Here is a 14,494-nt window from a genome sequence, read left to right on the forward strand (position 1 = left end):
TATGTTTTCAATTTTTGGGCGCATCGACCGGCTGTCGCGCTTCGGCTTTGGCCTGCTGGTCTTTCTCATTCTGCTCGGGTTGATTGGACCGTATCTGCCGCTGGGCGATCCGATGAGGATCGGCGCTGGCCCCCGTCTCTCGTCGCCAAGCTGGCTATTTCCCTTCGGCACGGATGAACTGGGGCGGTCCTTCCTGCCGCGGGTGGTCGACGGGATACGCGCGACGTTTTTGCTGTCGGCTGTCGCGGTGATCATCACCGCCATCATCGGCACGCTGCTGGGCATGGTCGCAGGATTTTTCGGCGGGGTTGCCGATCAGGTGGTGGCGCGCGGCGCCGACATTCTGTTTTCTTTTCCGGCGATCCTGGCGGGCTTGCTGATCGCGGCGGTAATGGGACCGGGGCAAATCTCGGCGATAGCTGTGATTTCAGTGGCCACGTTGCCATTGTTCATCCGTGTCGTGCGGTCGGTCACGCTGGGGCTGGCCTCGCGCGGGTTCATCGTGGCGGCGCAGGTGGCTGGCGCCTCGCCCTGGCGGGTGATGATCGTGCATATCCTACCCAATATCATCGGCGCGGTCATCGTTCAGCTCACCTATGCGCTGTCCATCGGGATGATCATTGAAAGCGCGCTCAGCTTTCTTGGGCTGGGGGGCCAAGCTCCCTATGCCTCTCTGGGGTCATTGCTGCGGCAGGGCAGCGCCTATCTGACCTTTGCGCCTTGGCTGGTGCTGTCCTCGGGTGCTGTGCTGTCGGCGGCGATCATGGCGGTCAACCTGACCGGCGATGCGGTGCGCGACGCGCTGGAACCTCTGAAGGGGCGGTCTTTGACATGAACAATATCGTATCGTGTGAAGATCTCGTGATCACCTACCAATCCTCGAACGGCCCGGTGCGGGCCTTGGACGGAGTCGATTTGACCATCGCCGAGGGCGAGACCCTTGCGATCGTCGGCGAAAGCGGATCGGGCAAGAGCACGCTGGGGATGGCTATGGGCCGGCTGCTGCCCTCCGAGGCCGGGCGCGAGGCAGGACGGCTGGAGGTCGATGGCATGCCCGTCTTCGACATGGCCCGCGACGACTTGCGCAGGCTGCGCCGGGATACGCTGGGCTTCGTATTCCAGAATCCGATGGTGGCGCTTGACCCCACTATGCGGATTGGACGGCAAATGCAGCGGGCTATGGGTCGAAGGGCGCGCGCAGAAGATATCCATGCGCTGCTCGAAAGGGGAGAGCTCGACGATCCTGAGCGGGTGGCAAACAGCTTTCCGCATCAGCTTTCCGGCGGTATGGCTCAGCGCGTGGTCGTGGCCATGGCGATCGCTCGCAGCCCGCGATTGCTGATCGCGGACGAACCGACCGCATCGCTCGATGCCTCGATCCAGGACAAGGTGATCGGCACACTCTGTCGGTTGCGCAAGGAAAGTGGTGCCAGCTTGGTGATCCTGTCGCATGACGTCCATATGATTGCCCGCCATGCTGACCGTGTAGCCGTGATGTATGGGGGGAGGATCGTGGAACAGGGGACGACCGCGCGTGTCCTCGGTGCGCCCGTTCACCCCTATACCCGCGCGCTGCTGAAGGCGGCGGCAGGCCATGAAAAACCTGGCGAATGGTTGACCCCGATCCCAGGCACGCCACCGCTGCTGACCGGTCGCTGCGCCGCCTGTTCGTTTGAGCCACGCTGTAGCGTTTCCCGCGACATTTGCCGCAGTAGCAGGCCCAAGCCACGGACGGTCGAGGAGCGGGAAGTCCTGTGCCTGCTGGCGGGCTCCGAAGCCGAGCGCAAGGAGGTCGCGCAATGAGGGATTCCGCAATACCCGCTCCGGTCGTCGATCTGGATCGAGTCGTCGTGACCTATGGGGGGGGGCTGTTTGGGCGGGGTGGTTTCCAGGCGGTCAAGGCGATCAGCCTTCAGATCGCGCCGGGCCAAACCGTCGGTCTGGTGGGCGAGAGCGGCTCTGGCAAGACCACGCTGGGTCGGGTCTGTCTCGGGCTTCAGCCCCTCAGTTCCGGCACAATGCGGTTCTGCGGTGAAGCGTTCGGTGCGCTGCGGCAACGGCGGGGGCAGCTCTCGGTGGTGCTGCAACATCCCGAATGGGCGTTGAACCCTCGACTGCGCTGTGGCCGATCAGTCGAGGAGCCGCTGGTTATCCTCGGCATGCCGGCCAAGGAGCGGCGCGGGCGGGTTGCGGCGATGCTGGAGAATGTCGGCCTTGACGCGGGATTCGCCGAACGGTTCCCGGGCCAACTCTCTGGCGGCCAGCGACAGCGCGTGGCCATCGCCCGTGCGCTGATCACCGAGCCTCGCTTTATTGTCTTTGACGAGGCCGTCAGCGCATTGGATGTTTCGGTACAGGCGCAGGTGTTGAACCTGATCCGGGAGTTGCAGGATCGGCATGGGTTCGGGGCGCTGTTCATCTCTCATGATCTGGCTGCGACACGCTATATAAGTCACCGGATCGCGGTGATGTACCAAGGCGAATTTGTCGAGGTCGCTGAGGCGGCGCGCTTCTATGGAACACCAGAGCATCCCTATAGCCGAAAACTCATGGCGACGATCGAATGAGGGGCTGGGCACTGGTGCTTGCCGTGGCGATGACCCTTGGCACCGGGGCGGCAGCCCGGGCGGACGAGGTGCAGCGCACTTGGGATGCGGCCTGGGTCTTTGTCCCGGCGGAAGGGGCTGCTGGCTATGCGCGGCGCAGGGTTGCGGAGCTGGCTGCGCATCTCGCAGAAAATCCCCCACGCGCGCTGGTGGTCTATGCCCATGGCTGCGACGGTCTGTCCGAGATTTCCGCCGCCACCGGCCGCTTTCTGGCACAGGCCGGGGTTCTGATGGTGGCCCCTGACAGTTTCGCCCGCCAGGACAAACCGGTCAGTTGCGATCCACGCATCCCGCGCGGCGGGCTGCACCGCGCCGTCCTCGGCTGGCGTCAGGACGAGATGCGCTTTGCCGCCGACCGCCTGCGCGCGCTTGCCCCGGACCTGCCGCTGATCCTGATGGGCCAGTCAGAAGGGGGCATCACGACCGCCACGCTTCCGGATATAGGGGCAGACGCCCGGGTGATCGAGGGGTGGACCTGCCACGCCGGCTGGCCGGAATACCGTGGCCTGAAGGCCCGGCAGGGACAGCCCGTCCTCAGTCTTGTGGGAGAGGAAGATCCCTGGTTCCGCTTGCCCGTCCTGCATGGTGATTGCGGCGCCTTCATGCAGGGGCCGACGCAACGCTCGATCGTTTATCGCGCGCCCTCCCATCTGGCGGGCAAACACTGGCTTTCTGCAGATCGTGGTGTTCAGCGAACTATTCTCGATTTCATTGACGCAATTCCAACAGACAGGGGGCACCGACATGGTGACAATCAAGACGATTGAGGCGTTGAACGCGGCGGTTGACGCGGGTTTTGACGCGCAGGTGGCGCTGACCGCTGATGTCGTGCGCTTCCCTTCGACGCGCGGAAACGAACATACCGCGCAGGATTTCATGGCCAATCAGATGCGCCGCCGGGGTCTTTCTGTCGATCGATTTCTGGTTGATCTCGACGAGATCCGGCACTTGCCCGGCTTTTCGCCGGTGCATGTGAACTATGAAAATGCCTGGAACGTTGTCGGCACCTATCGCGCTGAGGCGCCAAAGGGGCGGTCGCTGATCCTGAACGGTCATATCGATGTGGTGCCCACCGGCCCGCTTGACATGTGGACGACACCACCGTTCGAGCCGCGGGTGGAGGGCGACTGGCTCTATGGCCGGGGCGGCGGCGATATGAAGGCGGGACAGGTGGCCTGTCTGGCCGCGCTTGATGCCATCGGGCGGGCAGGTTTCAAACCTACGGCGGATGTCATCGTGCAAAGCGTGGTGGAAGAGGAATGCACGGGAAACGGGGCACTGGCCTGTCTGGCGCGGGGATACCGCGCGGATGCGGTGCTGATCCCCGAACCGCTGCACGATTGCCTGATCCGCGCCCAATTGGGGGTGATCTGGTTCGAGGTCGCGGTGCGCGGTGTCCCCGTCCATGCCTCGGACGCCACCACAGGGGCAAATGCGATCGACGCGGCTTACCTGGTGATGCAAGGTCTGCGCGGACTCGAGGCGAGGTGGAACGAAAGGAAAGCGGATTATCCCCACTACGACCATGTCGACCACCCGATCAACCTCAACGTGGGGCGGATCGAGGGCGGCGACTGGGCCTCCAGCGTGCCGGCATGGTGCCGCTTCGAAGTGCGGGTGGCGATCTATCCCGAACAGAGCATCCCGGCGGCCAAACGCGAGATCGAGGAAACCATCCTCGAGACCGCACGCGGCAGCGCATTCCTGCGCAACAGCCCGCCCGAGGTAACCTATCACGGGTTCGAGGCGGAAGGATATGTTCTGAGCGATGCGGAGGAACCGGTTGGCGTGCTGGCCGAGGCACATCGCGCGGTATTCGGATCCGACCTGGAGGAGGTCTCATCCACCGCCACCACGGATGCGCGTTTCTTTGGGCTTTACGGCGGGATGCCGGCGCTGGTCTACGGTCCGGTGGCAGATTCGATCCATGGATTTGATGAACGGGTCAACCTGACCTCGCTGAGAAAGGTCACCAAGGCGATGACGCTTTTCATCGCCGATTGGTGCGGTTTGGATCCGGCAACCTGAGGCGGCAAACGCCGGGGCCTCTCGCTCAGGGATCATCACTACGGGATCAATCTCCTGCTCGCCTACTCCGGGGCTCGTCGCTCAGAGATCGCTGACCTTCTGAATTCCGATGTAAGGGAGGAGGATGGGATCCCCTTCGTCGCGATTCAAGCGAACCATCTGCGTGGATTAAGGAATGCGGTCAGAAAACGCCGTCTCCCGCTTCATCCGCACCTTGTCGAACTGGGGATTCTTGATTTCGTGGCGAGGACCCGCAAGGCGGGAAACTGGCTTTGTTCGAGGAGGCTGTCCCGGCACATTTGCGACACCTGACCCATGTAAGGGCCGAAAACATGGTCGCCTTTGACAAAACGTTTGGAGGTGTGTTGGATCATATGCTCCGAACCAGCCTGGAGCGCGGCCTTGATGGCAACCCGCGCCAGCTTTCGTTCCCTGGGTGTCACATCCCGCGTGATTATACGTTCGGTTTTTGAAGAGTTCCGGTTTCTGGCGATGCAAGTCCTTGAGCGCGTCGATTGGGGGGCGGCCCTTGAGCACGGATTGCGGGAGCTGGCTGTTGTAAAGGCGGACGTAGCACAAGATGGTCTGTTCCAGGTCTTCGCCGCTGCGGAAGCGGTGGCTCTGCAAGACGTCCTCGATCCGGCCGTTGAACCGCTCCACCATTCCGTTGGTCTGGGACCGCATCGGCGGGGCGAGGCGGTGTTCGATGTCGAGGTCCGCGCAGAGGCGATCGACATCATGATGACCGGTCGCGGCGCGACGGCGCAGGCTAAAGAGGCGGTCAGTGAACTCCTTGCCGTAACACCTTCGCAATGATGCTGGTTGAGAGGCTATGGCCAGCTGTGCAGCCGTCAAATTGCGCACGAAGACCCAACGGGTGGCGCGGTCAATGGCAACGAACAGATACCGGCGGCGGCCCTCGTCCGCCATCTGCGGCAGGTATTTGACGTCGACATGCAGGTAACCGGGCTCATAGGCCTTGAACGGCTTGTGGGCGGGCCGCGGCGCGGCCGTCTTCAGCACCTCGCGGACAACGGCCAGCAGATCGTCGAGCGGCAACAAGGCTCTTGCGCAAGGAGACCGCCACAGCCTCCTGCGCCGGCATCAGCTTCGTCTGCAACCGGTGCGCCGTGTGGCTGCGGTCATACACGCTGTCGCGCTTGCGCCATTTCCAAACGGTCTGCTCCGAAATCCCGTAGCGCTCCGCCACCACCCACGCCGGCTCGTCGCTCGCCTGGATCGCATGATCAGAATAGATAGGCAAATGTGATGACCCAGATCGACAAAACAACGCCACAGATCAGCGTGTAAGCACCATTCCATACCAATCCGACGTGGGTTGCGCTTATACCGCCAAATGAACCGATCAGAAGGGTCGTCGCCGTGAAGGGCGAACTCGCGCCGCTCAGGGCCCATCCCGATGTAATCGCGACAACGATCGCTATCGGCTGCACTCCAAGGTCAGTGGCTGTCGGAATGAGCGGCGCGATCAGCGTGACGGCGAGGATTGGGTTCATTCCGATCTGTCCAGCCAACGGGATGATCCAGACCAACGAGACCAGAATGAGCCAAGAAGGCAGGTAAGACGGGTCGAACCCGGTCGCCTGCATCATTGGAGCAAACAGTTGCGACCCCGCCGTGCCAATGAAACCCGCCATCATCAGCAAGGTCAGTTCCCCACGATAGCTGGGAAGCTCTTGCAGCACGTAGGTCTTGATACGTGCGCATGTGGTAGAAACTGGATTTTCGGTCCAATGCTGAAGAAGCATCCATACAACCGCGATACAAGGCACTAAGACAGCGACGATACCCACCACTCGAACCTGTGTCAGCGCGCTCAGTGTCACCACGCCAACGAGCAGAACCGCCAACAATACCGCCAGCGGGAGCATCGTTGCCCAGGTTCCTACCGGCGCGCTGCGGGCCGGCTTCACTGTAAGCCGAGGCTTGAAGATCGTGTCGAGTGACCAGCCGATCCCTACAAGTAGGAACGACGTCATCAAGCCTGGAACCAATGCCTTGCTCCAGCTTGTGTCCGGAATGACGCTGACAGTGATCGCAACCGCAAAGGACAGCGGCGACCATGGCAACGCCGAGACAAAGGCGCGTTGAACTGCCAGAAGCATTCGCCGAATACGGTGCCTGCGGATTTCGAGATTGGGTTCGGAGTTCGCATTGGCTGTCACCAGCGAACCAAGCAGCTGAAGCGACCCGTAGTTCAAAAGCAAGGCAAACGCTTGGCCGCCTACGGTCAATGCTGCATAGCGCCTGCCGGGGGGCTGACCTGCGAGAAAGGTTCCGGCTCGCTGGATCGACGGAGAGGTCTGCGCGACCGTACGAAGCGTTGACAGCACGGTGAAAAAGGCGCCGATGAACGCAGCGGTTTCGAGCCCACGCGTAATGATCCCGCGCCAATCAGTGTTCGTGGCGACCAGCGAGATACTGATGAGCATGGCCACGGCGACAAACGCCTTGCGGGACCATCGCACCTGAAAAAGAAGGATCGCAACGACGACAAGAACCAGAAACGGTTTGGCAGGTTGCGTCCACTCTGCGACACTCCATTCCCTGCAAATAACAAGCGCTGAGATCGCGCAAAGCAGAAGGCCCACCGTTCTGTTTGCCAAGCTGCCCATCGAAATGACCTTCTGTTCCCTGATAAGTTGTCGGTGTGCAGGCTGTTCGCACAAGTTGCAAGTTGAGGCCGCACAACAAGATCCTTTTCATACTGCGGCGATACGATGGCGATCATAGACCGTGTTTTGCCCCATGACCGACAATCAAGCCGCCAGAATGCTGCAAAATGCGCGAATGGCCTCAATGCGAAAACTGCGACTCAGTGTTCTGACTGCCGACGGACATCGGCTCAGGGCCGTTCGCGGCGGCCCGACAGTCATGACGGTGAGCTGACCTTCGCGGCGGGCATGGGATGAACAGGCCCCGAGTTTGAAAGCCGACCTTTGGGCTGGAGCACCGAACGACGTTGTTGTTGCATTCCCCGCAATCAGATCCGCATGCGCGGCACGTCATTCGGGGCCAGTCGCAGCTCGATCAGCAGCGGTTTATCTCGGGTTTCGATGGCTTTGATCGCCTGGTCCAGGTCTTCGCTGGACTCGACCAGAATGCCCTGACCACCCAGCGCGGTTCCGACCTGAGCGAACGAGGGCCAGTCGAAGGTCGACAAGCCAGGGTCCATTTTGCGGTCGAGGAACTGGATGTGCTCGGCCCCATAGGCCGAGTCATTCGCTACGATCACGATCAGGTCCTGCTTCATCCGGACAGCGGTGTTAAATTCGTTGATGCCCGCCATCATGAAGCCGCCGTCGCCAGTGAACAGCACGATGGGCCGGTTCGGCACCGCATAGCCCGCGCCGATCGCGACCTGCAGCCCCAAGCCGATGGAGCCGAAATTCGTTGTGGCGATAAAGCTTTCTGCGTTGGGGCAGGACACGCGGCACCAGACCTCTGTCATGAAGCGCCCGCCATCGGTGGTGAGAAACCGGTCTTTTGGCAACGCCTCTTCCAGCCGGTCCAAGGCGTATTCGAAATTCACGAACCCCGGCGCGGCCTTGTCCGGGTCGCCCTTGGGATGGGCGGTCAGCGCGGTGATGTCGAGCTCGGCGGTAAACCCGCTGCCGGGGATCTCGGCCTCGTTCAGCCACCACACGATGTTGTCGGCGGTCAGGCCCGCATCGGCGATCAGCGCCGCATCGGGGTGATAGTTCTTGGCGACCTCGGTGACGGTGTCGTTGATCTGTATGACATGCTTGCCCTTCATCAACGCCCCCTTGTCGGTGGTGAAATGGTGCAAGGATGTGCCAAACGCGACGATGCAATCGGCCTTGCCAATCGCTTCATAGGCGGCGGGCGTCGACAGCGTGCCGAAGATGTCGATGTTGTAGGGGTGATCTTTGAACATCCCCTTGGCCTTCAGCGTCGTAGCCAGCGGCGCTTCCAGCCGGTCTGCCAGTTTCTTGATCTGCGGGACGGCGTCCTTGGCCCCGATGCCTGCCAGGATGATCGGGCGTTTCGCACTGGCGATCATGCCGATGGCTTGATCGAGGTCATCACCCTCGGGCACGTAGGAGGCCGCAGTGTAAGCCGGAAAGACGTGGCGGGTGTGTTCAACCTCCTGCCACATGAAATCGACCGGCATGTTCAAGACAATGGGGCGTTTTTCCACCTGCGCACGGTAGATGGCATGGGCGACATCGTACGACGCGGTCTCTGGCGCGCGCATTTGTTCGAAGCCTGCCCCGGTGATCTTGACCGTTTCGCGCTGGTCGATGTTTTGCAGGTTTTGCGGGTTCGAAACGGCGGTATCGCCAGCCAGCAGAACCATCGGAACATGGGCGCGCGCGGCTTCGGTCAGGGCGGTGACACAGTTGGTCAAGGCCGGGCCATGGGTGACCGTGGCGATGCCGACCTTGCCCGCGACGCGGCCATGGGCAAACGCCATCAGAACCGCGCTTCCCTCAAAGGCCACGGGCACGAAGGTGGCGCCAGCGTCACGCACGAAATGGTCGACCATAAAGAGATTGGCATCCCCCATCAGTCCGAACATCGTGTCGAGGCCGTGGTCGGCAAGGGATTGGGCGATAGATTGGTAAACGTACATGCTGCGGCTCTTCTGCTTCTTGTTTTGAGGTCTGCCGCGATCATATCGCACTGATGGTGCGTGAAATGCGCATACTTGCGGCTTTTGCGGCAATTAATGCGTCATATCACGTATGATGCGGCGCATGGGTGCGCAAATCTCGCGCACCGATGTGGGCGTCCCGTTTCAATCCAGATTCGGCTCGCCTCGCGTCAGCGGATCCACTTCAGATGTAGAGGCCCGAGAAGATCACGACCAGCCCGGCGCCGACCAGCAGCATTGCAAGGATCGCGAAGACCGGGCTTCCGGCCAGCCGCAGGATATCGGGGTTCGCGATCATGCCCAGCGGAATGAGGTAACGCCCGACCCCCAGCGCCATTGCGGTCAGCCGACCTTCAACCAGTTTTCCCCGATCATCCCCCCCGGCAATGAACACTGCGCCACAGACCGGGGGCGTGATCGTGGACAGCAAAGCGAACCAGAACACGAAGAGATGCGCCTGAAGTGGCTCCAGCCCCAGCTGGGTCAGCGCAAGACCGGCGTCGGATACGCAGATGACGTAGGCCGCGGTCGTCGACACCTGCCGCGCGACGTTCATGACCGCACCCGATCACACGCTCAGAAAGTCAGAAAATCCTTACATTGAAGGGGGCATCCAAACATGCATGCCAGTTCACACTTTGCGCGACAACGTCCTATTGAGTGGACAGAATTTTTCTGCGTCACGGATAAAGACAGTTTCCACTACTTGAATTCAATATCGACATACATTCCGGATTTTTTATATCTAAGGATGCGGATATATAAATTAAATCAACCTGTTGACAACCTCTGGTCATGAGCAATAGGGAGCGGTCCGTGGGGGGTATTGAGTAAGAGTGTCCATGACTGAACGCCCCAAGAACATCGAAGATCATTCGACGCCCCCCTACTCCGCCATTCCGGAGATTAGCTCCTACCGGTTGCACCCGACCAGTGAGAAAGCGTTGGGTGAAGGCTTTTTGAGTTATGCGCTGGATCAACATGCGAGTGTCAGCATCGCGGATGCCACGGGCCGTATTACTTATGTCAATGACAAGTTTCTTGGAAGCTGCGGGTACGAGAGGCACGAACTGATCGGGCAGAACCATCGCCTTTTGAATTCCGGCTACCATTCCAGGGAATTCTACAGCGCATTGTGGTCAACAATCGCGAGTGGAAAGACCTGGTCGGGAGAGATGAAGAATAGAAAGAAGAGCGGGGAGCCATACTGGATAAAATCCACGATCGTTCCCAGGCTCAATGAGATTGGGAAACCGGCCGGATTCCTCTCAATCAGAACAGACATTACGTTGGAGAAAGCCGCTGAAGCTTTGAAGGTCCAGCAGGAAACTTTCAACTTTTCTCACAGCGAAGTTTACATGTACTGGGCTGATAATCTGAAGCTTTTCTATTTGAACGAGATGGCTCAAGACCGATGGAAACTCAAAAAAAGAGAACTCTACGGAAAAACACCAATGGACTTCGATTCGAAGTTCTCAAATGGTGAGGTTATCGGAATTTTTAACCGCATTAAAACCGGAGAGAAAAACGTTGTCTCTGTCATCACGGAATCTACAAGAACGGATGGCACGACATATCCCGTGGAAGTCAGCGCCCAGTTGGTTCATCCAGAAGGCGGAAGGCCGAGATTCGTTGTCCTTGTTCAGGACATCACCGATCGGATGAAGGCCGAGAAAGCCAAGTCGGAATTTATCGCGACGGTCAACCACGAACTCCGTACGCCCCTGACATCACTGAAAGGCGCTCTTGATTTGATCAAATCCGGTGTTGGCGGCAAATTACCGGACAAGGCGGGGAACTTGATTGACATTGCCGACAGAAGCAGCGCCCGGCTTGGATATTTGATCAACAATCTTCTGGATGCGGAGAAGATCGAGAAAGGAAATATAGTCTCTGACATGGAGCGGGTGGATATGTCCCATGTTATTGAAGCAGCGATAAGAGAAGTATCCAGCCACTCGATTGTCAGAAAGAATCGTATTTGTTCTTTTGGAACAGCGAGTCCGGTATGTGTGATGGGGGACCGGGACCGGCTTTTCCAGGTAATCGAGAACCTCCTTTCCAATGCCCTGAAGTTCTCGAATGCCGACGATATTGTCGAAGTGACCCTTGTGCGTGAGAAAACGATGGTTCGGGTTTCGGTCAAGGACATTGGCATCGGGATGCCGGAGGATATCACGGCGAGGATATTTGATCGGTTCACCCAAGCGGATTCCACGGACCACCGCAAGGTAGGCGGAGTGGGACTGGGCCTGTCGTTAGTCAAGGCGATCATTGATGATCATGGCGGCACGATTAATTGTGTCAGCGAGGTCGGAAAGGGCACAACCTTTTCTTTCTGTTTGAAACGGCGCCTTGATTGGGGCGACGAGTAGAGATTGCCCCATTTTTTAATTTGGCATGACCTTGTTGCACAAGGCTTACTCTGGTGTGAGCTCGCATTAATGGCCTGTCGGCATGTCAAAAAGGCCTGTCTGTCGGCGTTATCACTGTCGCGGCGCTTGTTCATGAGGTGATGGAAGCCCGAGATGAACGCAGGCTCCTGCGGCTTCAAAAAGCAAAAAGCAGCGCGCCGGTAACCATCATCCTTACTTAAGTTTATGGTCTCCGACAGACCCGGGGAGATTCACCTTAACCCAAAGATTGCGATTTTCTATCTCGCGTTCTTGCCACAGTTCACGGACACCGACGCAAGTCTGGCGATTTGGGTGCAGCGGCTCTTGCTGGGAACAGTCGTGAACATCATGTTTTCGAGCGCCGACGCGCTTTGCGTTGTCCTCGCTGAAAAAGTAACGCACTATTTGAAAACCTCTGGCTCTGGCAGCCGCATCGCGCAGCGGATGGGCGGCGGTGTTCTTGTCGCACTTGGCCTGATAGTTGCACTCAGTAATCAATGAGCAAGGACACGATATGTCAACTGAGACCAAAATCCGACCATTGCAAGAAAGCGACAAGGACGACTGGCGTTGTTTGTGGACGGCGTATCTGGAATTCTATGAAACGACTGTCAGTGAGGAGGTCTATGAGACATCCTTCGCGCGTCTTCTGTCCAGCAGCGATAACGAATATAAATGCCTCATCGCCGAGATTGACGGAAATCCCGTTGGATTGGCGCATTTTCTATATCATCGGTACATGTGGTCAGTGGAAGACACCTGCTACCTCATGGACCTGTTCACTGATCCCGGCGTGAGGGGCAAAGGCGTCGGGCGGGCGTTGATCGAGGCCGTCCATGCAACCGCAAAGCGGGATGGCGTGCCAAGCACCTACTGGCAGACGGAGGAATTCAACTACAAAGGCCGGATGCTCTATGATCAGGTGGCGACCAAATCGCCGTGCGTCATTTATGAGAAGAGCGATTGAAGTGACGTGACCAGATTTCGGTCCGGGCACTATCCCGAGCTTCATAGGCGCTGATTGCTTGCGCGAGGTCGCTGATCTTGTCTGTTTCCTTGTCGGCACCGATTTCCGTTAAGCGCATAGTGTACCACGCCGCTATTCCACCTTCTGGCGCATCCGCGAACCTTGGAAAAGCTGGTTCTGGCATCTGCTTTGCCGCCCACACGTTGGGCGGTTTGGCTCCAAGACAGGCGCACGGGCGATGCCCACCACATTAACAGCACCGCTCGACACAGCCTCTTGCGCTTGCGCCCGCGTTTTGAAACCACCTGTGAGCATCAGAGGCCTGGAAGTTTCCGTTCGGGCACGTTTGGCAAATGCGATGAAGTATAGTCCGCGTCCAGCGCTGTCAGAGGCAGCCTTCACGCCCGACCCAGATGCCGGGTTGCGCGCAGGATCTCGTTTCGCGCGATCATTGCCCGGCAGGCGATTTGTGGAATAAATCGGCCGAGAGGGGGCCGCGGGACAATCTACCTTCCAGGCGCGACCGTTGCGGCGGATGGATATGATTCCGTTTGGACCTCGTTCGATGATCGCGCCGCGGCATCCGACAGCACGGTGAGGAGAGGGCACTCTGGCGTGTCCGAACCGCTGCACTTCGCAATCGTATCCGCCAGAATAGCCTCGATGTCCTGAAGATCCCTTATCTTCGCCCGCACGACGTCGAGATGGTGTCGCCCTCGCTTTTCGACTTCCGCGCAAGTATGGCTACCGCGATCTACCATGCTGAGCAGACCTCGGATTTCCTTCATGGTGAAGCCCAGTTCACGCGCCCGCATGATGAAGCCAAGCCTTTCGACGTGGGCAGACCCATAGCGCCGGTGCCCGGCGGGGCTGCGCGGTGGGTCGGGCATCAGGCCGACACCTTCATAATAGCGGATGGTCTCAAGGTTGCAGCCGGTCAGCCGCGCAAGGTCAGAGCGTTTTAGGTCGCTCGCAATCCCGTGATCGGCTGGCATGAAGTTTTTCCTTGATCCTGTAGTTGCTACAGATCCTATCGTCCAAGTCATCACAGGGCAACAATGAGCATAGCGATGACAGATCAATCCACCGCGACCACAAACCAGCCTGAGGGCCGATCCGGTTGGCTCGCCACCGGCGCCGGAGTGATCGGAGCTCTCGCAATGACCTCTTGCTGTATTCTGCCGCTTGTTTTGGTCAGCCTGGGTGTGACCGGGGTCTTCATCGGTCAGCTTACTGCCCTTTATGCTTACAAATGGGTGACTTTGAGCTTCGCAGCAGCTGCGCTCGCCTATGGGTTCTGGAAGGCCTACCGCCCGGTCCCCGCCGAAGATTGCGTAGACGGAACCTGCGCGCGCCCGATTGATCGCAGGCTGATGCGCGGGGTGCTCTGGGGCGCTTTGCTCATCGTGCTTCTTGCTTTGGCCTTTCCGGCACTCTCGCCCTTCCTTTTGACATTCTGACCATGAGGTCCCCCATGAAACTTCTTGTCTCCACCACTGCCCTTATCCTCTCAGCCAGCGCAGCGCTGGCCGCAGAGGCCACCACACGCGTCGCGGTCGAAGGGCTCACTTGCCCCTCGTGCAGCTATATCGTCGCCACCGCCATGAAGCGGGTGGAGAGCGTTGAAGTCCTCGAGTTTATCGACGGCGACGCGGGAAATGGCCTCTATGTCCTGCGCTATGATGATGTCCTCACAGGCCCAGAGGCCATCGTCGCTGCCGTGACCGGTGTGGGTTATGGTGTCAATCGGCATGCAATCCTGACCCCCTATCGGCGCCCAAAAATGACCCCTTTATTTTGCGCAGGGGTAGCTGGCCCGATGCGGTGTAGCCATCACACAGCGCAGCCGCGTCGGGCC

14 protein-coding genes and 3 pseudogenes are annotated in these 14,494 nt (G+C 59.3%); 11 read left to right on the forward strand and 6 right to left on the reverse strand.

The genetic code is table 11. The features are described from left to right. The first annotated feature begins 1 nt into the window (after nt 1). Genes E1B25_RS07305 through E1B25_RS07325 form a run of 5 tightly spaced genes read left to right on the forward strand, consistent with a single transcriptional unit; the run spans nt 2 to nt 4,634 of the window. Entirely contained in the window at nt 2-835 is an 834-nt protein-coding gene (locus E1B25_RS07305; protein ID WP_132828098.1) for an ABC transporter permease, read from the forward strand. Beyond that, nucleotides 832-1,803: an ABC transporter ATP-binding protein gene (locus E1B25_RS07310; protein WP_132828099.1), complete on the forward strand. Its 972-nt coding sequence runs from the start codon at nt 832-834 to the stop codon at nt 1,801-1,803. Before E1B25_RS07305 ends, E1B25_RS07310 begins: the two co-directional genes overlap by 4 nt. Further along, nucleotides 1,800-2,567: an ABC transporter ATP-binding protein gene (locus tag E1B25_RS07315; protein ID WP_206338512.1), complete on the forward strand. Its 768-nt coding sequence runs from the start codon at nt 1,800-1,802 to the stop codon at nt 2,565-2,567. Before E1B25_RS07310 ends, E1B25_RS07315 begins: the two co-directional genes overlap by 4 nt. After that, entirely contained in the window at nt 2,564-3,373 is an 810-nt protein-coding gene (locus E1B25_RS07320) for a dienelactone hydrolase family protein (protein ID WP_132828100.1), read from the forward strand. The genes E1B25_RS07315 and E1B25_RS07320 overlap by 4 nt, the downstream gene beginning before the upstream one ends. Continuing rightward, nucleotides 3,351-4,634, forward strand: a complete 1,284-nt coding sequence (locus E1B25_RS07325; protein WP_132828101.1) for an ArgE/DapE family deacylase — start codon at nt 3,351-3,353, stop codon at nt 4,632-4,634. Before E1B25_RS07320 ends, E1B25_RS07325 begins: the two co-directional genes overlap by 23 nt. Before the next feature lie 435 nt (nt 4,635-5,069). Here the strand turns inward: E1B25_RS07325 and E1B25_RS07330 are convergent. The 4 genes and pseudogenes from E1B25_RS07330 to E1B25_RS07345 form a co-directional block, all read right to left on the reverse strand. Further along, a pseudogene (locus E1B25_RS07330) lies at nt 5,070-5,925 on the reverse strand (integrase core domain-containing protein); the annotation flags it as partial. Then, entirely contained in the window at nt 5,882-7,270 is a 1,389-nt protein-coding gene (locus E1B25_RS07335; protein WP_132828102.1) for a hypothetical protein, read from the reverse strand. The gene E1B25_RS07335 and the pseudogene E1B25_RS07330, both read right to left, overlap by 44 nt. A 368-nt stretch (nt 7,271-7,638) precedes the next feature. Continuing rightward, entirely contained in the window at nt 7,639-9,252 is a 1,614-nt protein-coding gene (locus E1B25_RS07340) for a thiamine pyrophosphate-binding protein (protein WP_132828103.1), read from the reverse strand. A gap of 205 nt (nt 9,253-9,457) precedes the next feature. Then, on the reverse strand, nt 9,458-9,829 hold the full coding sequence (locus tag E1B25_RS07345; protein WP_132828104.1) for a TRAP transporter large permease subunit: 372 nt from the start codon (nt 9,827-9,829) through the stop codon (nt 9,458-9,460). Nucleotides 9,830-10,115: 286 nt separating this feature from the next. Here E1B25_RS07345 and E1B25_RS07350 point away from each other — a divergent pair, with 286 nt between their 5' ends. From E1B25_RS07350 to E1B25_RS07365, 4 genes and pseudogenes are all read left to right on the forward strand, one after another. Beyond that, entirely contained in the window at nt 10,116-11,648 is a 1,533-nt protein-coding gene (locus tag E1B25_RS07350) for a PAS domain-containing sensor histidine kinase (protein WP_132828105.1), read from the forward strand. 71 nt (nt 11,649-11,719) lie between these two features. Next, nucleotides 11,720-11,860 (forward strand): annotated as a pseudogene (locus E1B25_RS07355) (ATP-binding protein); the annotation flags it as partial. Nucleotides 11,861-11,939: 79 nt separating this feature from the next. Beyond that, the gene (locus E1B25_RS07360) at nt 11,940-12,170 is read left to right on the forward strand and encodes a hypothetical protein (RefSeq protein ID WP_132828106.1); all 231 of its coding nucleotides are present in this window, start codon (nt 11,940-11,942) and stop codon (nt 12,168-12,170) included. A 13-nt stretch (nt 12,171-12,183) separates the two neighbouring features. Continuing rightward, entirely contained in the window at nt 12,184-12,636 is a 453-nt protein-coding gene (locus E1B25_RS07365) for a GNAT family N-acetyltransferase (protein WP_132828107.1), read from the forward strand. 401 nt (nt 12,637-13,037) lie between these two features. On the opposite strand, the pseudogene E1B25_RS22850 reads toward E1B25_RS07365, so the two are convergent. Both E1B25_RS22850 and E1B25_RS07375 read right to left on the reverse strand, forming a co-directional pair. Continuing rightward, nucleotides 13,038-13,218, reverse strand: a pseudogene (locus tag E1B25_RS22850) (hypothetical protein); the annotation flags it as partial. Continuing rightward, nucleotides 13,143-13,631: a MerR family transcriptional regulator gene (locus tag E1B25_RS07375; RefSeq protein WP_245510637.1), complete on the reverse strand. Its 489-nt coding sequence runs from the start codon at nt 13,629-13,631 to the stop codon at nt 13,143-13,145. The gene E1B25_RS07375 and the pseudogene E1B25_RS22850, both read right to left, overlap by 76 nt. Nucleotides 13,632-13,706: 75 nt before the next feature. Here E1B25_RS07375 and E1B25_RS07380 point away from each other — a divergent pair, with 75 nt between their 5' ends. Together E1B25_RS07380 and E1B25_RS07385 are read left to right on the forward strand one after the other, a co-directional pair. After that, entirely contained in the window at nt 13,707-14,096 is a 390-nt protein-coding gene (locus E1B25_RS07380; protein ID WP_132828108.1) for a mercuric transporter MerT family protein, read from the forward strand. Nucleotides 14,097-14,110: 14 nt separating this feature from the next. Further along, nucleotides 14,111-14,494, forward strand: a 384-nt coding sequence (locus tag E1B25_RS07385; protein WP_132828109.1) for a heavy-metal-associated domain-containing protein, incomplete at its 3' end; no start/stop codon positions are given.

Origin of the sequence: Antarcticimicrobium sediminis (assembly GCF_004348975.1) — a bacterium.
Lineage (GTDB): Bacteria > Pseudomonadota > Alphaproteobacteria > Rhodobacterales > Rhodobacteraceae > Antarcticimicrobium > Antarcticimicrobium sediminis.